Origin of the sequence: Zobellia nedashkovskayae (assembly GCF_015330125.1) — a bacterium.
Lineage (GTDB): Bacteria > Bacteroidota > Bacteroidia > Flavobacteriales > Flavobacteriaceae > Zobellia > Zobellia nedashkovskayae.
This window is the reverse complement of sequence record NZ_JADDXR010000002.1, coordinates 2,966,168-2,987,762: the sequence shown is the minus strand read 5'-3', so window position 1 is coordinate 2,987,762 and position 21,595 is coordinate 2,966,168. Positions and strand designations below refer to the sequence as shown.

The following is a 21,595-nucleotide window of genomic DNA, read 5'->3' as shown; positions in this document are numbered from 1 at the left end:
CGCTATAATTTAGACTTACCCATTTTACCTCTTCAAATACTATTTAAAATTGCATGGAATTTAACCTTAAAATGATGTAATCCTTGCACAACTCTTCGCTCTAGTAATTTGAAGTTTTCTACCCGCAATTTTTACGAATACCCTATTTTAAAGTCATTCAAACTGATAATGAACAATAATTTATAATCAATGAATGATAATTTATCGATACGGGCTTCAATTATTTTTAACATTGGCTTAACAATTTTTGAGTACACATAATCTACAGTATGAGTCCAAAAAAATTAATTCAACAAAAACTATTAAATAACACTTTTATGACCACTGAAAAAAGAAAACAAACCAACTTAAAGTATGTAGCTGGTCTATTAGGAATCTTAGGGTTTCTAATAAGCGGCGCATGTACAAATTTATACGCTGTAACAAGCAGTAGTATTAACCTGAACATTACAGATGTTCAAGATTTAACTATTACCGGTACTGTAATAGGTTCTGATGATGGTATGCCAATTCCTGGTGCAAACGTCATCGTAAAAGGAACTACAACAGGTACAACAACAGATTTTGATGGAAACTTCTCCATAAACGTAGCTTCTTCTAACAGCATATTGGTATTCTCTTCAATTGGGTTTGCTGCTAAAGAAGTGACCGTAGAAAATAACACAACAATAAACGTGTCACTAGATATGGATGTCGCCGCTCTTGATGAAGTGATTGTAGTGGGTTTCGGTACGGCTAAAAAAGAAACCTTAACAGGTGCTGTTGAACAAATTAGTTCTGAAGTTTTTGAAGATCGTGCGGTTAGTAATGTGGCATTAGCTTTACAAGGACAAACGCCAGGTCTTACTGTTAATAGATCTTCTTCAAGACCAGGTAATGAAAATGTTAATTTACAAATTAGGGGTGTTACTTCAATTAATGGTGGAAGCCCATTAATTGTAATAGATGGTGCGCCAGCATTTGACGACAGTGAATTTTTTCAAATGAACCCAGATGATATTGAAACTATTAGTGTTCTTAAAGATGGTGCCGCATCTATATATGGTTCTAGAGCAGCAAATGGTGTCATTTTAGTTACTACCAAAAAAGGTAAAGGTAAAATGAAAATTGAGTTCAATTCTAATACTAGAATGAATTTTCTAGGCTTGAAACCACCTTTTCCGTCATATCAAGAATACGGGCAATTATGGCTAGATACAGCAGAACAAGATTTAGCTGCAACTGGTGTTGCTAATTATTGGAACTGGGGAGAAGAAGCTTTACAAGGTATTGCATCTGGACAAGCTGGCTATTACGCAACTCCAATAGTTGACGGCTGGGGAGAAGGCGGATTCTTATATCTAGCGCCTGCAGATCGTTATGAAGATTTGTATGGATCTAACATAGGTCATCAACAAAGTTTGAGTCTTTCTGGAAGTTCAGACCAAGCAAGGTATCGATTATCTATGGGCGTATCTGAATCACAAGGTGCATTAAAAACTGCTTATGATGGTATAAAACAATTTTCGGTACGTTTAAATACAGATTTTGATATTACAGAAAGACTAAATTTAGCCACTAACATTTCATTACAAAAAAACCGTACATCTAGTCCTTCTTCAGGTTTTGGACGAGGCTTAGTTGGACAAGATGCCCCCATATTTCCTGCAAAAAATTCTCTTGGTCAATGGTATGGCAATTTTGGTCGATATTCTACAAATTCCATAGCCGCTACTAGTGAAGGTGGTAGAGACGATTTGGAAGAGAATATAGCAAAAATCTCTTTAAATCTTAAGTATGATCTTGGGTCTGGTTTTAGTGTAAATGCTACTGGAACATATAACCATGTAAATAGTAGACAAGATATTACTCAATTAACAGTACCAGTATTTGGTTGGGAAGGCGAAAGTTATAATGAAGCAGTAAATTCAACGTCAAGTATTGAAACTATACATCTCACTAATGAATATCAAACCTATGGTGGTTTCTTAAACTACGAGACTAAATTAGGTAAGCATAATTTTAAAGCTATGGTAGGCATGACAGCTGAACTAAATGAATTTGAAGGGCTTAGTGCAAAAAGAACTGATATTGTAAATGAAGGTGTGTTTGATTTAGCAGTTGCTTCAGGAGTTCCGACAATTGGCGGGGCTGGAAACAACAACAGCAGAGGCCAAGACCATGATGGCCTATACTCTTATTTAACAAGACTTAATTATGATTATAATGAGAAGTACTTGGTAGAATTAGTAGGTAGACGTGATGGTTCTTCTAGATTTGCTCCTGGATTTAAATTCAATAATTATGGAAGTGCATCAGTTGGTTGGAACATTCACAAAGAGAGTTTTTTAGAAAATCTTGAAAGTTTAAGTAATTTAAAGCTTAGAGCTAGTATTGGTTCTAGTGGTAATCAAGCAGGTATAGGTAGGTACGATTATGTGTCTACAATATCTCAAGGCACTGAACTTTTTGGTGAGGGAGGAACATTAAGTAATACTGCATCAGTTGCTGGTATAACAACTACACAACGCTCTTGGGAAGTTGTTACAATCAAAAATATCGCTATTGATTTTGGACTTTTTAACAACAAGCTATCTGGTACTTTTGAGACCTATGAAAGAGAAAACAAAGATATGCTTTTAGGCAGATCTTATTCTGCACTATTAGGTGGAGACGCCCCAGAAACAAATATTGGAAATTTAAAAACCACTGGTTGGGAAGCCATGTTAAACTGGAAAGATCAAAAAGGAGATTTCTCCTATAACATTGGTGTAAATATGAGTGACAACACAAATGAACTAGTTAACCTAGAAGGTGGCGGAGGCTCAATACAAGCAGGTTATAATGAGTTGGTTGAAGGTTTTCCTTTAAATTCCTATTTTGTATTTGAAACCGATGGCCTCTTCCAATCACAAGCAGAAGTAGATGCCTACAATGCCTTATATGATAAAGATGGCTCTTCAGTGCCTAATGGAGGAAACGCTCTGCGTGTTGGTGATACTAAAATAGTAGATTTAGATGGAGACGGTAGTATTAACGCAATAAACCAAGACAATGAAAAGGGTCAAGGTGATATTAAATATGTAGGAGATGCACAAACACACTATGTTTTTGGTATCAACCTAGGAGCAAAATATAAAGGTTTTGATTTTACCGCCTTTATGCAAGGTGCACTACAACAAAATGTACTTAGACAAGGAGTTAGTGCTTTTCCTTTTAATAATCCATGGCCTAACCAAACAAACGCTTATAATGGCCTTACTTGGACTCCAGAAAATACAGGTGCAACATATCCTAGATTAACAGCTCAGCGAACTCTTGCCCGATGGAACTGGTCTAACACAGATACATTTATTCAAAACAACAAATATATACGTCTTAAAAATATTGTTATAGGGTATTCATTACCTGCAGATGTTTTAGACAAGTTAAATATGGATAAAATACGTATTTATGTTTCTGGAAATGATCTTTTTGAGCTCAGTTCTTTGGTTGATGGTTATGACCCTGAAGACGGGAACGTTCCAACAGTTACCGAATCTAATGTACAACAATCAGTATACCCATTTCAACGAACTGTTGCTATTGGAGTTAATTTGGCATTTTAATCTTACCAAAAGACCACATTTAATTACTAAAAAAATATACAAATGAAAAAATTAATAATCCTATTTTCAGCAGCCGTATTCCTATTGATGAGCTGTGAAGATAAATTTCTAGATTTACAAGATTTAGATAGTGTTACGGAGATTGTCTTCTTTGACAATCCGCAAGATTTTGAAGATGGTGCTAACGATTTTTACAGTGGGCTACATTCGCCAAAAGCATCAAACCCTGGTACTGGAGACAATGACGGTTTTGCAGAAATTTCAGATTACGGCACAGAGTTAAACGGGTATGCGCAAGACTTTGGACAAGGAGTTAATAACCCAACATTTGAGGACTTGTATTGGAAAAATGCATACTGGTACCTTAGAGATATAAATACTTTAATTAAAAAAGGAGAAGAGTATGTTGCTAATGGCGGTAGTGCATCAGAGATAAGTGAATCTATTGCAACGGCTTACTTTTTTAGAGCATACCATCACTTTAGATTATTAAAACGTTTTGGTGGCGCTCCTATTATGACCGTAGTAGCTGGTCTAGATGATGAAGTTTTAGATTCTCCAAGAAATAGCAGGTATGAACTTGTAACACAAGTTTTAGCAGACTTAGATCTGGCTATTGCAGGTTTACCGGAAACAGCTGTGGGCCCTGATCTTGGAAAAATTAGTAGTATTGCCGCAACAGCGTATAAAGCTCGTGTACTTTTATTTGAAGGTACTTGGGAAAAATACGTAGGTACTGTTACCGACTTTGAAGGATCTGGTGGACCAACAGTTACCGCAGATGCTTATATCGCACAGGCAGTTACAGCAGCAAAAGAAGTTATAGATAGTGGTGCTTTTGAGATTTGGAACCAAAATGCAGACCCACTAATGGAAAATAATTCATATAAATGGTTGTTTTCTTTAGAAGGTGCAGATTCAAACCCTGGGGGCTATACCAAAGCATCAAATAAGGAATTCATAATACAAAGTATATTTGACCATGCAGCAAACGATCAAATACGTTCTCAATTTACGCAAATAAATGAAAGTAGAAACTCGGCTACACAAGTTGCGCTAGATATGTATTCGACTACAGATGGGTTACCACTAGTTGATAAAAATGATGTAGCAATAAATAGCCCTCTATTTGAAGGTTACGCTAAGCAATCAGACCAATTTGAAAATAGAGATCGAAGAATGTGGGCTAATTTTGGAGGGGGAACAGCACCCGTTGAAGGATCAAATGCAATTTTAGCAATTTCAAATGTTAATAATTCTAATTTATCCAATCAAAAATTCACTACTTGGAATAAGTATAGAAGTGTTCGCGAAGAATCTTATAATTATCCTCACTTAAGATATGGTGAAATATTACTTACCTATGCTGAAGCATTGTTTGAGCGTGATGGTTCTATTTCTGATGGTGATTTAGATTTATCTGTTAATCTACTTAGAAATAGAGCAGGCATTGCTCCTTTAACTAATGCATTGGTTACTTCCAATGACTTAGATATGTTAGATGAGATTAGAAGAGAAAGAACCGTTGAATTGTACATGGAAGATAACAACCATTGGAATGATATTCGACGATGGAACACAGCGGTAGATTTACTTAGTAACAACATAATCGGAGCTGTTATTGAAGGAACTGAATACGAAACTAATAGTGATCTTTTTGATCCATCCACCGCTATTTATGGCTTTGTAGATGATTACCCTTCTGGAGTAGGACCAGTACGTGCTTTAATAATTGACCCTGCAAGTTTTAGAACATATAATATTAAAAATTACTTGTGGCCATTACCATTAGAAGAACTTGTTTTGAGCCCAAGTTTGAAACAAAACCCTGGGTGGTAGTTTTACAATGATAATTATTTGAGTTAGTTTTGAGTTAGTTAGTCTGAAAAGCAGTTGTATTTATATACAGCTGCTTTTTTTATTTCTATTCGTTTTCTTGTTGCTCGGTAAATTCTGTTGGGGTTACTTTAAAAAGTTCGCGGAATGTTTTACTGAAGTACGCGGTAGAATTAAAGCCTGTCATATAAGATATTTCCTTTATTGAATATCTATTCTCTTTAAGTAATTCAGCAGCACGTCTTAAACGTACCGTACGCATATAATGGCTAGGATTTTTACCCGTTAAAGAGTTTATTTTTCGATATAACTGAGACCTTCCAATACCTAATTCTTTTAAAAGGTTTTCTTGCTTGAAGTCCATATCACCAACATTGTCCAGAATAGTTTTTGTGACCTTATCCAAAAACACTTCATCCATAGTATTGGTAGTAACTTCACTTGCGGGGAAAATACCTCCTATCTCGGAAAATCGTTGTCGTAGTCTTTTCTTTGTTTCCAATAAATTATTTATTCTAGCGATTAAAACCCTAGTAACAAAAGGTTTTGACAAATACCCATCTGCTCCACTATGATACCCCTCTACCCTATCGTCATCCAAGCTTTTAGCAGTTAATAATAACACAGGAATATGACAGGTTTCAAATTCATTTTTAAGTTTTTTGCAAAGTTCAAAACCATCCATTAAAGGCATCATTACATCACTTATGATAATATCTGGCAAATGCTTTTTGGCCATTTTTAAACCCTTCTCTCCATTCGCGGCCTGCTTTACTTGATAAAACTCTCTAAGGTCATTGACCAAATGCGTTCGTAACTCCTTATTATCTTCTACTACAAGAACTGTTGGGCGGTCTTTATCTCCTGTCTGTTCTTGAAAATCTTTGCTCGTCACCAACTCATTGGTCGTAAGCATTTCATACTCCACCGCTTTCATGGAATTAATACGGAACTCGTTCTTAATATTTTCGGTCTCCGTGGCTTCCTTATCAAGATTTAAAGGCAACCTAACTATAAATTTGCTTCCTTTTTTAGATTGACTTTCAACAGAGATATCGCCACCGTGCATTTCTACTAAAGCTTTACTAAAATTCAGCCCTATACCTGTTCCTGTCTTTGATGGATCTAAATTGTAGAACCTAGAGAAAATATTCTTCAATTGTACCTTATCTAGTCCTCTACCACTATCTTTTACCACAATTTCTACATAATCTCCCATCTTCTCTTTAGAAAAAAAGAGCGAATCGTATGTTGTTACTTTTTTAGTGACCTTATTTATGGATACGACAATAGTTCCTTCTGGCGGAGTGAACTTTATGGCATTAGAAATTAAGTTGGTTATTATTTTTTCGACTTTGTCTAAATCAAAATGAGCTTGTATTTTCTTTGAATCTGCCGTAAACGTGTAACTCAGCTCCTTTTGATCTGCCAAATCTTTGAATAGCATAAAAATATCCTCAGAAAACTTAACAATGTTACCTTTTTCTAATTGCAAAGGCATCATTCCAACATCCATCTTTCTATAGTCCAAAAGTTGGTTTACCAAATGCAATAATCTTCTGGCACTACGCTGTATGGTCTGTGCCGAGTTCATCATAGGACTGGACTCATTAATGCCAGAAAGTATCTTGTCTACAGGGTTTAAGATTAAAGTTAGAGGGGTTCTAAACTCATGTGAAACATTTACAAAAAACTGAAGTTTCATCTGATCCAGCTCGTGCTTCTGATCTTCCCTAACCTTTTGTGTGTAGTAATACATTATGGCCCAAAGAAGGAAACCACCGGTTATAGCATAAATAAAGTACATCCACCAAGTTTTCCAAAAAGGAGGCAGAATCTCAATATTCAATTTGGCAGAACCGGCATTGGCCCATTTTCCATCAACAGAAGATTTTACTTCAAATATATAGTCTCCCGGCTCTAGATTGGAATGGTTTACGACCCTATTGCTTCCTATGTTAACAAAGTCATCATCAAGCCCGTGCATTTTATATGCGTATTGCACTTGTTCTGGATTCTCAAAATTCAACGCCACAAACTCAAAAGAGATATAGTTTTCATCGTATTTCAATTTGATATTTCCAATAGAATCCAATGCACTGTTAATCAACACACGTTCATTTATAGAGTCGCCTTTGACTACTTTTTTGTTGTTGAGCTTAAAACTTGTAATTAATGGTTTCAACTTTACATCTGCAGGTAACTTTATATGATCTGGATGAAATATATTGAATCCGTTAAGCCCCCCTGCCAAGATTCTACCATCCTTGGTCTTATCTATAGATTTCGTTTGAAATTCCGTTCCTTGAACCCCATCATGGGCATTGAAGTTTCTGATCTCATTGGTTTCAGGGTTAAGAAAGGAAAGTCCACTTTTTGTAGTTATCCAAAAATTATGATTATCGTCTTCCTCTAAACCAACTACCAGATTATTGGGCAAGCCGTCATTAGAAGAATACGATTTAATATTTTTTAATTCATTATTAAGAACAATTATTCCGGAATCCGTACCCAACCAGATGTTATCGTTATGGTCTTCGGTTATATAATTTATCCTGTTTCCCTCTACACCAATTTCATTTACCCTTTCAAAATTTATTTCTTTTGGAGCAAACTCTTGAAGCTTATCTAGCTCAACCACATTTAGCCCAAGGGTAGTGCCTATTAACAAGCGTTTTTTAGAATCTACATAGAGATATAGGATAATATTACTAGTTAAACCTATATCCTTTAGAGACGTATTCCTGTAACTATTAAATATTCCCGTTTTAGGGTCTAAAAGATTTAGACCATCTGTACGCAAGCCTATCCAAATTCTTTTTTCAAAATCTTCCAAGCCTGCCCATACGGAGTTTTGACCTATGGATTTTGGGTTAAACACGTCATTTTCATACCGTTTAAAAACTTCCGTTTCAGGGTCAAAACTATTAAGGCCACCATCTAACGTACAAATCCATATTTTACCATCAGATGATTCAAACGTGTATAGGATTTTATTGGAAGAAAGCGAATTTTCATTCCCTGGAATATATTTATAATGCTTGTACGATTCATTTTGTTCATCAAATAAATTCAGCCCGCCATTGTATGCTCCCAACCATATACGCCCCTTAGCATCTTGCAGTACAGATTGTACTATCTTTTCACTAAGACCTTGGTCATTATTGGGTTGATGATAATAATGCCCAAAGGAATACTTTGATGGATCTAATTTACTTACCCCCTTATCATAACTTCCTATCCATAAAATATCATTTCGGTCCTCATATATTATAGAAGGCTTGTTATTGGCCAGTGAGAAGGGATCAAAAAGGTTATTTACAATCTGTTGGGTTATTTTTCCCTTTTTCTTATCATACAAATAAATGCCATGGCCATCTGTTGACAACCAAAAAATACCGCTCTCATCTTGATAGATATTGCTTACAGGAATATGGAAATCTACCAAAGAAAGATGCTCAAATTCGTTTTTGTCTCGAATCCAAAATATCATGTCAGACAGGTCATTTCCTATTAAAAAATCACCGTCGCTATCAATAAATACTCTTTTAGGTATATGGTTAAGTTCGTACGGATTTCCGCTATCAATAAATACTCTATCAAAATCATCCTTAGATCTATTGTATTTATTAAGATATTGCCCATCTGTTGTAATCCATAATTCTTCCTTATGGATTAGAATAATATTTACATTGTTAGAATCTAAAGATCTATCATTCGTACTATCGTTTAAATAGTATGAAAATTTTAAGTTCTGAAGCGTATCTACATTCGTAAGTTCAATTTTAATTACGCCATTTTCAGTAGCCACCCAAATAGCGTTCCCAACAGCGTCATACGCTACATCGTTTATAATTTTTCTTGGGCTAGTTGACAAGGATAACGGACCATAAAGGTCAATAAGCGTAAATTTATTGGTTTGTTTATCATAGACATTTAAACCATTATTGGTTCCCACCCATAATTTACCATGCCTATCCTCCGTAATGGTATTTATTCTATTATTACTAATGGAAGTAGTATCGTTTAAAACCGACCTAAATATTTCAAATTCATACCCATTATACCTATTTAGCCCGTCTATAGTTCCAAACCAAAGAAAACCTTCTTTGTCCTGAAATATCTCCGAACACGTACTGCTAGACAACCCTTCTGGGGTTTCAAAATTCTCGAACTTTAGCGTATTAAATTGCGCACTCAATGTTGTTGAGAGAAGTAAAAGGAATACATAAACAGGTTTCACGGTAACCATTTTTGAATTGGACTTTATTGTGTGCGTAGACAACAAATATAATTTAAGTGGAAAATCTACGAAAAGATGAGCTAGAACCACAGTGAAAAAGAGAATAATTTTAAGTAAACGGTAACATTATCCGGATATTTAGTGAGAATAAGATAGCATCTTCATATTGGATGGAAGCGTTAAAAATGAAATGGATTTTTATAAATCGGACTTTTTTATCCAATTATTTTCAAAAACTGACCATAAGGTGACTTTTGTCACATTCTAGATCAAAAGTTGCACTTAAATTTGCCCTGTGAAACCATCGCAACTGATCATATCAATACTATTCTTAGCCATAACCCTGGCAAGCAGTTTAAAGATTGCTGGGACTATTGGCTACTATACTTTGTTTACCGAGGATTTTATTGAAACCCTTTGCGAAAACAAGAACAAACCAGAATTACATTGTAATGGCAAATGTGCATTATCTCAGATAATTGGTCAAGATGGTCAAGAAAACAACGACCCCTTAAATCTTGATTTTCTAAAAATTGAAACCGTACTTTTTCTGCATTCCCTTTCTGAAGTGAGGTTTCCATCTGTCCTGACCGTACATAGTTTTGATTTAATCCATACGGATAATTATAACTTTCGTTTTTCAGACCGCATCAAGCATCCTCCCAGAGTCTAAAACTATACTCCACTTTCTTATTCCGAATGCTGACAACCGCATTCGATAGTATTTACACGTATAATTTTAAAGATTCCAATTATGAATTTCAAATATCTATTGGCATCCCTACTGTTTACTATTGGGCAATTAAGTATGGCCCAAAATTTCAACGGAAAGGTTTTAGATGGCCAAAATAGCAGTCCCCTCCCTGAAGCACATGTCATTGCTCAAAATGGTAAAGCTACCTACACAGACGCTGATGGAAATTTCCAACTCTCAATTCCTGAAAAAGGTACTACCGTTACCATCTCCTATATGGGATATAAAACCATACAACAATTTATATCTCCTTCTGATACCGTTAACCAATTTCTTATGGAAGAAGAACCCTTTGAAGTAAATGGGGTAATGGTAACCGGTAACGCAAAAATAGATCCCGTATTTGCCGTAGTAACCAATGACTACGTTAAGAAAATAGTGCAACCTAGAAATGTTGCCGACCTGTTCAATGACCTCAACGGTTTTTCCTTGATAAAACGTGGAAACTATGCTATTGACCCCTCATTTAGAGCTAGTCAATATGAACAATTAAATGTGCAGTTTGATGGTGGCACCAAGACAATGCATGCATGCCCGAACCGGATGGACCCAATTACTACCCATGTTATTCCGGAAGAAATAGAAAAAATAGAAATTATTAAAGGTCCTTATACCGTACGCTATGGAGCTACGTTTGGTGGTATAGTTAATTTGGTGACTCAAAAACCAGGGGTTGAAGACTACGGCATTAGCGGAAGCGTGCAGGGTGGTTATGAAACCAACGGAAACTCACTGGTTTCTATGGCACGGTTACAACAGGCCACAGAAAAATATGATGTGGTAGGCAACGTAGGCTTTAGAGATTTTGGTAATTATGAAGATGGTGATGGTGTAGAAATTCCTTCGTCTTTTAGGAGTTTGGATTATGGATTACGCGTGGGCTATAACTTTTCCGAAAACCAAAGGCTGCAAGCGCATTGGCGTCAATCATTCGGAAGAGACGTTCTACATGCCGGACTTCCTATGGATACAGAAACGGACGATAGTTCTATCTTATCTTTGGATTATAACTTAAATGGCCTAAGTGGTGTACTCAAAGGGTTAGACGCCAAAGTCTATTACAGTTATGTGGATCACTTAATGAACAATGCGCAGCGCCCAACTTTTATGATGGTAGATGCCGTATCTTCTGTAGATGCCGTAACCGCAGGAGGGAAATTGGAATTGGAGCTCAAACCTTCTGACAAACTAACCTTGTTTACCGGTATTGATATGCTTCATATTGCTAGAGATGGACAACGTACCAGGTTGGTGAAACAAAATGCTATGGGCACCTTGGTTACACCGATGGAATTTACCGATAAGGTTTGGCAAGATTCATATATCAACGATTTTGGATTGTTCGTAGAAGGAAAGTACCCTATCAGTCCTAAGACTATTTTAACGGCGGGTTTACGTTACGATGGAGTGATATCCGATATAAAAGATCCTGAAGCGGATTTTTCTGCATTATATACTGATTTAGACAAACGTACAGAACATAATATAAGCGGTACGGCATCTATTAAGTATGCCCTATCCAGTCAGTTTTTAATGGAGGTTGCCTATGGTAGAGGCGTACGTTCCGCAAGCATGGTTGAGCGTTTTATCAATCATTTTAGCGTTGGGCAAGATTCGTATGAATACATTGGCAATCCTAACCTTGATGCGGAGGTAAACAATCAATTCGAGGTTGGTTTTAAAGGGAAAATACCTTTGGAGGCCCATGGTTTGGACCAGTTTAATTATGGTAGTTCTTTCTACTATTCTTTCTATGAGAATTATATTGTGGCCGTAATAGATCCTACCCAAACCCGAAAGTTCATGCCTACGCAAGAACCCACAAGCGTAAAGGTTTTTAGAAATTTGGATGAGGCCTATAAAACTGGCTTTGAAGTAAATGCCGGAGTAGATTTTTTAAATAATTTCAATTTTACTACAGAGCTATCTTATGTCTACGCCAAAAATAAAGACTTAAACGAATCTTTACCCCTTGTACCGCCTTTGGTAACAAGATTTAAACTAGGTTTTGAAAAAGAAAAATTCTGGGCGAACGCCAATTATACCTTAACATCAAAACAAGATAACATTGCTGTTTCTTTTGGAGAAACTGTAACTGATGGGTATGATATTTTGGATGTACGCTTAGGCGTGGTTCCTTTTAAAAATGTAACTATTGGGGTTGCAGCTTTAAATGTGTTTGATAAAACATACAACAACCACTTAAATTTCTCTTACAACAATCAAGCTGATTTTGATAGTGTACCGATAAATGACCCCGGAAGAAATCTATCGGCTTTCGTTCAGTACAGGTTTTAATCTTATTATTAAACTAAAATGCCCCGTTGAACATAACCTTCAGCGGGGCATTTTTTATTTGATATGCCGTAAAGGTTCAGTAGCTTAAATACTACAACCTTTCCCTTCTTTCTTAACGCCTAACTTCACAAGGATAGTTTCTAACAAGCACCACTTTGTAAATGCCGATTGTATTAGGTTTACCCCTATGAATACCGTAAACCATAACCAATTTATACTTACGTATACGGCTAGAACAACGCTTAACAAAACCATTATACCAACGATAACTCTAAAATATGTATTTAGCATTTTCATTATTTTTTTAAATTAAATATACCTTTCAATAGGCACTACAGCTCCCTTAATAGGATTACTAGTTTTCAAGGTGGTATTGAATTCTCTGATCAGTATAAAAAGAGTATCAATTTTATCTTCTTCAACAAAAGAAAAGAACAAACTAGATTCTACTCCTTCTTTTTCGCTGGGAAACCAACTGGCCGCCCGTAACACTTCGGTATGATTTTTATACCCATCAATACCTGAACTGCTAAAGCTATCAATACCAGCTTTTTTGAATAGCCGCAGGACATCCTTTTCAAATTCCTCTACGACAGTTACTATAAGTAGTTTCATTTTTATCTTCTTTTAGTCCGCAATCTTATCTGTTGTTTCTTCTATTTTTACTTCAGGGTAATTCTTACGCTCTATTAGATAATAGACCAAAGGCACCACTAGCAAGGTCAATACGGTAGAGACAATTGTCCCACCCATTAAAGAAATTGCCAGACCTTGAAAAATTGGATCGAATAAAATAACAAAAGCTCCGATAACCACGGTTCCCGCGGTTAACAAAATAGGGGTTGTACGTACGGCACCAGCTTCAATTGCTGCTTGTTTTAAGGGAACACCCTCGTCAAGACGTAAGTTTATAAAATCGATCAGCAATACGGAGTTCCGCACCATAATACCCGCTAGGGCTATCATTCCAATAAAAGAAGTGGCGGTAAAGAACGCACCCATAATCCAATGGCCTAAAATAATTCCTATTAACGATAAGGGTATGGCTACCATCATTACAATAGGGGCTTTAAAGTTCTGGAACCATCCTACAATCAAGATATATATCAAAATTATGGCGCCTAAAAAGGCAATTCCCAAATCTCTAAATACCTCTAACGTAATCTGCCATTCTCCATCCCATTTTACGGTATAATCATCTTCAAATTCCGGCTGACCTAAATACATTTCGCTAATGGAATATCCTTGTGGGAGGGCTATCTCTTTTAGCTTTTCTTCCATTCCTAAAATAGCATATGCGGGACTCTCCAATTCTCCTGCCATATCGGCCATTACATACACCACTCTTTTTTGGTTTTTACGGTAGATACTCTTGGCGCTTGTTGTCTCGGTAATATGTACCAAGTCAGATATAGAGACCATATTCCCCTGTTTAGAGGTTACTTTTAATTGCGAAATATCAGCAATAGTAGATTTTTCCTTTTCGTCCAAAGCCAAAACCAGACCTACTTGGTCGGTCGCATCGGCATCGTATAGATTAGTTATCGCTCTATTGGATAATGCCATATTCATTGTGTAGGCAATTTGCTGCGGCGCAATACCATATAACATTGCTTTTTCCTTATCGATTTCGAATTGAAATTCGGTTTGGTCAGCTTCTACCATCCAGTCAATATCCACTACATCGTCCGTATTTTTTAAAATATTTTGAACGCTGTTAGCAACTTTAATCTGTTCCTCATAATCAGGTCCGTAAACCTCAGCAACAATAGTAGACAATACCGGAGGTCCCGGTGGAACTTCTACCAATTTTACGTTGGCATTATATTTGGCCGCAATTTTCTGAATATCAGGTCGTAGTAATTTTGCAATATCATGACTCTGGGCAGAACGTTCGTCTTTTCCAATAAGATTTACTTGAATATCTGCCATATTACTACCACCGCGCAAATCGTAATGACGTACCAAACCGTTAAAGGTTATAGGTGCTGAAGTACCCACATAATTTTGATAGTTCACCACTTCTGGTCGTGTAGAGAGGTACTGCGCAATTTCTTGGGCTACCACTCCCGTACGTTCAAGTGTAGTGCCTTCGGGCATATCTATAACCACTTGAAATTCGTTCTTGTTATCAAAAGGCAGCATTTTTACGGCTACCGATTCTGTAAAGAACAAGGCCATGGACCCTAAGAGCAACAAGAATGTTAATCCCAGAAACATCCAACGTTTGCCTTTGTTTTCAATAAGCGGACGCTCAAATTTGTTATAAACCCTATAGATGTAGGTATCTTCCAAAGGTTTTTGTGGCTTCTCTACTTGTCCTTTTTTGTCTTTTTCCCTTAAGAAAATATAGCCCAAATAAGGTGTGATCGTCAAAGCCACGAACAAAGACAAAATCATAGCAATAGATGCGCCAATAGGCATCGGAGCCATATACGGCCCCATTAGCCCAGATACAAAAGCCATAGGCAACACAGAGGCTATTACCGTAAAAGTTGCTAGAATAGTAGGATTACCTACCTCGTTAATGGCATACAATGCCGCTTGCTTAAAAGGCAGGCGTTTCATCTTAAAATGCCGGTGCATATTCTCGGCAATAATTATGGAGTCATCTACCACAATACCCGTTACGAAAACCAAAGCAAAAAGCGTAATTCGGTTTAAGGTATAATCCAGCATATAGTAGCTCAATAGTGTTAAGGCAAACGTTATGGGTACGGATAAAAATACCACCAAACCACCACGCCAGCCCATGGCCAACATCACCACAAGGGTTACGGCAATGATAGAACCTATAAGGTGTAACAATAGTTCAGACACTTTATGAGATGCCGTTTCCCCATAGTTTCTGGTAATTTCTACATGTACGTCATCAGGAATCAATGTACTGCGTAAATGCTCTACCTTATCGATTACGATATCGGCAATTTTCATCGCATCAGCACCCTTTCTTTTAGCTACCGAAATGGTAACCGCAGGGTATTCAGATTTGTAATCCGTTACCTTATCACTCGCCTGGCCAAAACCTAAGGATACATAACTCTGTGGAATTTCAGGACCATCAATAATACGGGCAATTTGCTTTAAATAAATGGGTTGGTTCTGTTGTACACCCACCACAAGATTCTCTACATCGGTTACCGATGCCAGAAAACTACCTGTATTCACCAAAAATTCGGTATCGTTTTTATCAAAACTTCCAGAACTTAATTGCGCATTGTTCGCCTTGATCATTTCAGAAACCGATAAGAAATCCAAGCCGCTAGCAGCCAGTTTATCCTTATCCAAAACCACACGCAACTGGCGGTCTTGATTACCAATTTTATGGGTAACCGCCACATCGTTTACTTTCTTAATCTCACTTTCTAGCTCCTGCGCCATTTGGCTCAACTGGTAGCCGTCATAATTTTCACTCCATAGGGTAAGGCCCAACATAGGTACATCGTCAATAGCCCTGGTTTTTACCAACGGAAACGTAACACCCTGCGGCATCTCGTCCATGTGCTTATTGATTTCATTGTACAATTTCACGAACGAGCGTTCAATATCCTCACCCACATAAAACTGCACGATCACCATGCCCTGCTCCTTCATGGAAGTGGAGTACACATACTCCACGCCTTTGATATTCGATATTAATTTCTCCAAAGGCTTTATCACGCGCGACTCTACCTCAGTAGGACTTGCACCGGGATATCCAACAAAAATATCGGCCATAGGCACGTCTATCTGGGGCTCTTCCTCCCTTGGAATCAAAAACGAACTGTACACCCCAATGACCATAAAAACAACCATTAACAACACTGTTAATTTGCTGCCTATGAACATTTTGGCAATTTTACCTGCTAATCCTTCTTTCATTGCTTTGTATCTTATATGGGCGTTCGGGCGGGCTTTTCACTTCTACTCCTCGCATTCTTTATCTGTAAGCAGATCAAGAACACTGTGGGGTATCCGTTGCAATCCCTAACGCAACCGCTCGTTATCTTTTGATTCTTATTTACTGTATGCTAACCTTTGCTCCGTTAAACAATTTTCCGTCAGAGGAAAGAATGTATTTTTCATCTTGGGACAGGCCGGATAATACTTCAACCTTATCGCCAAAAACACGTCCCAAACGCAACCAGCGTAATAAAGCCTTGTTGGTTTCACTTACCGTATACACACCGCTTAATTGTCCGTTTTCAACCAAAGCCTCCGTAGGAATCATAACCGCAGTTGTATTTGCTTTTCTTTCCACAGGAAACTGTACCGTAGCATACATACCGGATAAAATTTTGGCATCAGAAGCTTCCAACATTACTTTTACCAGATATTGACCACCTGTATTCTTTGCTGACGTACTTACTTCTACTACCTTTCCTTTTACGGATTTACCCAAGGATTTTACGAGTACACTTACTTCTGTATTGGGTTGGATTTCCAAAATCTCGGATTCAGGCACACTAGCCAAAACTTGATGTTTCCCAGGCGATTCTACCTCCAACAAAGGCATTCCCGGGTTGGCCATATCTCCCGCGCTTATAAATTTGCTGGTAACCACTCCGTTAAAAGGAGCGCGGATATTCGCATACCCCATCTGGGCATTTACACCGTTCTTCATTTGTTTAGCGCTCTCCAAACGGGCTTTGGCCATATTGTAATTAGCGGTTATATCATCCAATTCCTTTTGCGAAGCACTATTCTCATTGAACAAGTTCGTAAAGCGTTGGTAGTCTTTCTCTGCATTGGTATAGGCTGCTGTGGCTTCCGTAATTCCTGCATTTACCTGAGCTAATTTTGCAGAAACATCTGCATTGTTTACACTCAACAAGAGTTGACCGTTTTTTACCTTATCCCCTACTTTCACGTAAATCTTATCTACATACCCCATCATTCGGGTACTGATATTGGCACTTTTGGCCGCCTCGATTTTTCCGCTGGCCGTTACAAATGAATTTTCTGTATTTTCAGCAACTGCACGTACTTGAACAGGTACTGCCGGAGCGTTGTCCGCAACTGCTTTCGTTTCTTTTCCGCCACAGCTCGCCAAGGCAAGTGTTAAAGTTAAAACTGCTGCTATGCTATAATTTTTGTTTCTCATCGTTTTAGAATTAGGTACTAGGTAAAAAAGTATTCGTAGTTTGTTATCGGGTCAAAAATTGTACGTAAGCCAAGGCATAATTGTGTTGGAAAATAGTGCTGTAATATTCCAGTTGCTTTTGCGCATATTGGGTCTCGGCCATTAATAAATCCGTTGTTTTCTCCAAGCCTTGTTGAAAACGGTTGGTACGTATGCGCAAAGATTCTTTGGATTGTTCTAGGGCAAGGGCCGTAAGCTCCAAGTTGTTCTTGGCATCTTGGAGCGAACGTTTAGCCCTATTCAGCTCTACCTGACTTTCAGCTGTATATTGCTCTAATTGTATTTTTGATTTCTCGTATTCCGCTTTACTTTTTTGTGCTTTTCCAAAGCGCTTGCCGCCTTCTAGAATATTCCATTTTAACTCGGCACCGAACAAATAGCCGTTGGAAGCTCCTTGAAAAATTTCATCATCATGAAGTTCATAAGTTCCAAAGGCATTCAAGCGTGGTAAAAAACTCATTTTATCTGCCTTGTTCATTTGGCGATAAGCTTCACTTGCCGAAGTCATAGCTTGAATATCCGCTCGGTTTTCAGAAAACTCTTGTTGCCCTAAATCATTGACCGTTACGGTAAGTGAATCTGTAGGTTGCAAAATGGCATACGTGGTATCATCCATCAATACCGACAAATAATTTGAAGCATTTTCTATGTTACTTTTTGCATATTGCAACTGGTTTTCTATTTCACCTACACGCACCTGCACGGCAAGAACATCTGATTTCTGTAAATATCCTTGCTTAAAACTATTGTCTGCAATACGTTTGTTCTCTACTGCAGCTTCTTTTGCTTTTTCTAAAACCGCTACCGTTTTATAGGCCAACTGCAGTTGCATATAAGCCTTGTCTATTTCCAAAGACATATATTCCTGTGTACGTTCCGATTGAAATCTGGTAGCATTGTATTTGGACTTGGCCGCCTTTCGTTGAAAGATGCCATCAAAATTTATAAGTGGTTGCTGTACTTCCACCCGTGTAGCAAAATCTTCAATCTGACTAGGATTGTTTAACAAGTCCGGAGCAAAATCACCTGAAGTCAAAATAGATTGATTCAGTTTCGAACCAAAAGCCATTAACGGGTTGGTGGTTGCTATTCCCGTATGTGAAATTCCAATATTGGGCAACAGCGTAGCATTGGTTTGTTTATAGTCACCCAAAGCTACCAGAACATCCTGCTCCGCCATTTTAAGGGTGTTGTTATTTTCATTTGCCTTTGCAATAACCTCGGCTTTTGAAATGAGTATGGTTTCTTGCGCTTGTGCGGAAAAGGAACCTCCCAGAAAAATCAGTATCCAAAAAATATACTTCATCATTAATTTATTTTCTACAAAATTACAGTCAGCTTAATCGCTCCACAGTAACCTTTGTTACCATTCAAAAAAAGTAATGCATTGCTCAATTCTGCTAATAAAAAAAAGACCCTTCGTTTACCGAAGCGCCTTTCATTTACTTACCTATATAATCTAATCAATAACCGTTTTATTTCTTAGGAGATTTTACGAACATATTAAATACTAATCCTCCCATAAGAGCCCCATACAATGTACTGTTCAGAGGTTTAGAAGTGATGGCACAAGTACCAGAAACACAACCAATTTCCGAATAATACATATACCCGGCAATTGCTCCCACAGCAATACCAAGCAATGTTAGCCAAACTATTTTTCTTGTCATTAGGATGTTGTTTTTCGGGTGCCACCATGGCCTCCGGCCACAACAATCAATATCTTTAAACTCAACCAAATGAACTTGAAGAATTGAATAATGGGATTCCTCATAATGAATCGTTTTGATTTTGATATTCTTTTCATCTTTTTCTATTTTTAATTAAAACTCTTGCCAATAATAAATAACCGCTCACCTAATTTCTATTCAGGAATGAGCCACCAGAACGGCTTCATTTTGGCCTTATACATAAAGGCATAATGCAAGGCTAGTTTCAACCAATGACCAGCTAGGCCAATTTCTCCAAAAGTCTTGCCCAATTTTCTGCCGTGGGTATCCGGGTACTTTTCAAAATCGGGTACAATTGGGAAGGTGGTAATGCTTATTCCGCTTCCTTGGGTCATACCATACCCTGCAGAAGCAATACATGCCGCACCCATATTACCCATAGATCCTTTGTGCTGTAATTCTTTTTTTCCTTTAATAACATCTATAATATTATCCGCAACCAACTTGGCCGTAATTCCGGATGGCATTCCCGTACGTGGCGGTGCCGGAGAAATAGATGTTCCGTTTTTGCTTACCCTTGGTTTAGAAATGGCATGTGGTGGCGCAAAGGCAATACCTGGTGCGAATATATTTTTATATGACGGATTCTGATACGTTTCCGGCCAATCTTGCACGCTCCAATCTTCATAAGGTTTTGGCGTGTAATCTGCATCTACCAACATAAAGCCTTTAAAAAGTTTATCCGTAATCTCTACATTATTTTTATCGTAAGCCTTAAACCCATGACCTGAAAAAGCAGGAATCAGCATAGCAAAATCATAGGTTTCGGATTTTTGCTCGCCCTCCAAATTTTCATAGTGGGCTATGCCGTCTTCAATTTTATTTACTCCGGCGCCTAGAATCCATTTGATTCCTCGGTCTTCAAAAACCATTTCCACCATTTCGCTAGACTTCATAATGTTACTGCCATAGCTTAACAACACGCCATCCATACCAAAATCGCCCAATTGATATTCGTTCGAAATCCAAGTAATTTCAGCCATATCCCGCACATTATGTTTGTGAAGTTCTTTTTCCACATTTAAAATATACTCAAAAGCAGCTCCTTGGCATGTTGCCTTGGCATGGCCCGTACCTATTAATATTTTTACTTTTTCTCCCTTCTTCATTCTTTGAATGAGTTCGTCCAATCCTTGCCATGCATGCTCTGCATGGGTGTAGGTACAAATTGAATAGGTCTTATTGGTTGCGGGCAAAAGCCCTTCTGTTTGATCAAAAGCCAATTTTGGACCTGTTGCATTAATTAAATAGTCGTAGGTTACTTTTTCCGTCCTGCCTTGATCTTCCTTAAGAACGTACTGTATGTTTACATAAGGTTTTAAAGTTTCGGTATCTCCTTCTGGATGAAAAGTGGTCACCTTGGCCCTTTTGAAGTCAATGCCTTTTTTCTTATATAATGGTGTTAGGGGAAAAAGAATATCTTCCGATTTCATCCTGCCCACACCTACCCATATATTAGAAGGTATCCATTGGTAATTTCCGTTAGGAGAAACAACGACCACTTCATGTTCTTTTGACAACTTTCTCCTTAGGTGAGTAGCGGCCACATGACCCGCTATGCCAGCTCCCAGTATAACTATTTTAGACATTTTGTTTGGATTTTTTGTATGAAGTTTGTCCTCAAAAACAATAACCAACCAGATTATTATTGCCTAAGACCAACAACTCTAACACTGTAAATTTCAGTATTTCACTAGGCGCTCACAGCAACATTTGTTACAGAAACAATTGGTAAGGAAAGATATTTTTGTAGACTTATATTAACCGTTTCAATTCAAAATCTTTCATAAACATTACAGCATTCTGTAAGAATCAAATGACATTGTTATTTATATTGCCGTTATAGTCTTAACTTGGGTAGACTTGACAGAATAAAAAGCCTAATAGGATTATAAGTGAATTACAAATTTTAACAATACTAGAATTATAGAAAATGCAGGCGCATTTTATACCTCTTGAATTGGAAAAAGAAGTAATAGTAAAAGATACTATTACTTCTTAAAAAGAGTTTTAATTTTTGTATTG

13 protein-coding genes are annotated in these 21,595 nt (G+C 37.4%); 4 read left to right on the top strand and 9 right to left on the bottom strand.

The genetic code is table 11. The features are described 5' to 3' along the window. Positions 1-317: 317 nt before the first annotated feature. Both IWB64_RS12530 and IWB64_RS12525 read left to right on the top strand, forming a co-directional pair. Positions 318-3,587: a SusC/RagA family TonB-linked outer membrane protein gene (locus tag IWB64_RS12530; protein ID WP_194534320.1), complete on the top strand. Its 3,270-nt coding sequence runs from the start codon at positions 318-320 to the stop codon at positions 3,585-3,587. Positions 3,588-3,629: 42 nt separating this feature from the next. Then, complete coding sequence (locus tag IWB64_RS12525; protein ID WP_194534319.1) at positions 3,630-5,426, top strand: RagB/SusD family nutrient uptake outer membrane protein; 1,797 nt, start codon at positions 3,630-3,632, stop codon at positions 5,424-5,426. Between the two features lie 85 nt (positions 5,427-5,511). Here the strand turns inward: IWB64_RS12525 and IWB64_RS12520 are convergent, their stop codons facing one another. Beyond that, the gene (locus tag IWB64_RS12520; RefSeq protein WP_317171974.1) at positions 5,512-9,666 is read right to left on the bottom strand and encodes a hybrid sensor histidine kinase/response regulator transcription factor; all 4,155 of its coding nucleotides are present in this window, start codon (positions 9,664-9,666) and stop codon (positions 5,512-5,514) included. Between the two features lie 295 nt (positions 9,667-9,961). Here IWB64_RS12520 and IWB64_RS12515 point away from each other — a divergent pair, with 295 nt between their 5' ends. Then, positions 9,962-10,339: a hypothetical protein gene (locus IWB64_RS12515; protein ID WP_194534318.1), complete on the top strand. Its 378-nt coding sequence runs from the start codon at positions 9,962-9,964 to the stop codon at positions 10,337-10,339. A gap of 81 nt (positions 10,340-10,420) precedes the next feature. Next, a complete protein-coding gene (locus tag IWB64_RS12510; RefSeq protein ID WP_194534317.1) occupies positions 10,421-12,718 on the top strand; it encodes a TonB-dependent receptor in 2,298 nt (765 codons plus the stop codon). An 84-nt stretch (positions 12,719-12,802) separates the two neighbouring features. On the opposite strand, the gene IWB64_RS12505 is transcribed toward IWB64_RS12510, so the two are convergent. From IWB64_RS12505 to IWB64_RS12470, 8 genes are all read right to left on the bottom strand, one after another. Continuing rightward, the gene (locus IWB64_RS12505) at positions 12,803-13,009 is read right to left on the bottom strand and encodes a YgaP family membrane protein (protein ID WP_194534316.1); all 207 of its coding nucleotides are present in this window, start codon (positions 13,007-13,009) and stop codon (positions 12,803-12,805) included. A gap of 18 nt (positions 13,010-13,027) precedes the next feature. Continuing rightward, positions 13,028-13,333 carry a hypothetical protein gene (locus IWB64_RS12500; RefSeq protein ID WP_194534315.1) on the bottom strand — a complete coding sequence of 102 codons (306 nt, stop codon included), beginning with the start codon at positions 13,331-13,333 and terminating at the stop codon, positions 13,028-13,030. Positions 13,334-13,345: 12 nt separating this feature from the next. Next, entirely contained in the window at positions 13,346-16,579 is a 3,234-nt protein-coding gene (locus IWB64_RS12495) for an efflux RND transporter permease subunit (protein ID WP_194534314.1), read from the bottom strand. Positions 16,580-16,718: 139 nt separating this feature from the next. Continuing rightward, on the bottom strand, positions 16,719-17,801 hold the full coding sequence (locus tag IWB64_RS12490; RefSeq protein WP_194534313.1) for an efflux RND transporter periplasmic adaptor subunit: 1,083 nt from the start codon (positions 17,799-17,801) through the stop codon (positions 16,719-16,721). Positions 17,802-17,844: 43 nt separating this feature from the next. Next, entirely contained in the window at positions 17,845-19,146 is a 1,302-nt protein-coding gene (locus IWB64_RS12485) for a TolC family protein (protein WP_194535877.1), read from the bottom strand. Between the two features lie 169 nt (positions 19,147-19,315). After that, positions 19,316-19,510 (bottom strand): DUF6132 family protein, encoded by a 195-nt coding sequence (locus tag IWB64_RS12480; protein WP_194534312.1) that lies wholly within the window; start codon positions 19,508-19,510, stop codon positions 19,316-19,318. Continuing rightward, positions 19,510-19,647, bottom strand: a complete 138-nt coding sequence (locus tag IWB64_RS12475) for a hypothetical protein (RefSeq protein ID WP_194534311.1) — start codon at positions 19,645-19,647, stop codon at positions 19,510-19,512. The genes IWB64_RS12480 and IWB64_RS12475 overlap by 1 nt, the downstream gene beginning before the upstream one ends. 57 nt (positions 19,648-19,704) lie before the next feature. Next, positions 19,705-21,159, bottom strand: coding sequence for an NAD(P)/FAD-dependent oxidoreductase (locus IWB64_RS12470; protein WP_194534310.1), 1,455 nt, complete (start codon positions 21,157-21,159; stop codon positions 19,705-19,707). Positions 21,160-21,595: the final 436 nt, after the last annotated feature.

Bases quoted from the DNA above. Each gene is read 5' to 3' on its own strand.
- IWB64_RS12480 (WP_194534312.1), bottom strand. From the start codon at position 19,510: ATGACAAGAAAAATAGTTTGGCTAACATTGCTTGGTATTGCTGTGGGA.
- IWB64_RS12525 (WP_194534319.1), top strand. From the start codon at position 3,630: ATGAAAAAATTAATAATCCTATTTTCAGCAGCCGTATTCCTATTGATG.
- IWB64_RS12530 (WP_194534320.1), top strand. From the start codon at position 318: ATGACCACTGAAAAAAGAAAACAAACCAACTTAAAGTATGTAGCTGGT.
- IWB64_RS12490 (WP_194534313.1), bottom strand. From the start codon at position 17,801: ATGAGAAACAAAAATTATAGCATAGCAGCAGTTTTAACTTTAACACTT.
- IWB64_RS12495 (WP_194534314.1), bottom strand. From the start codon at position 16,579: ATGAAAGAAGGATTAGCAGGTAAAATTGCCAAAATGTTCATAGGCAGC.
- IWB64_RS12475 (WP_194534311.1), bottom strand. From the start codon at position 19,647: ATGAAAAGAATATCAAAATCAAAACGATTCATTATGAGGAATCCCATT.
- IWB64_RS12510 (WP_194534317.1), top strand. From the start codon at position 10,421: ATGAATTTCAAATATCTATTGGCATCCCTACTGTTTACTATTGGGCAA.
- IWB64_RS12505 (WP_194534316.1), bottom strand. From the start codon at position 13,009: ATGCTAAATACATATTTTAGAGTTATCGTTGGTATAATGGTTTTGTTA.
- IWB64_RS12485 (WP_194535877.1), bottom strand. From the start codon at position 19,146: ATGAAGTATATTTTTTGGATACTGATTTTTCTGGGAGGTTCCTTTTCC.
- IWB64_RS12500 (WP_194534315.1), bottom strand. From the start codon at position 13,333: ATGAAACTACTTATAGTAACTGTCGTAGAGGAATTTGAAAAGGATGTC.
- IWB64_RS12470 (WP_194534310.1), bottom strand. From the start codon at position 21,159: ATGTCTAAAATAGTTATACTGGGAGCTGGCATAGCGGGTCATGTGGCC.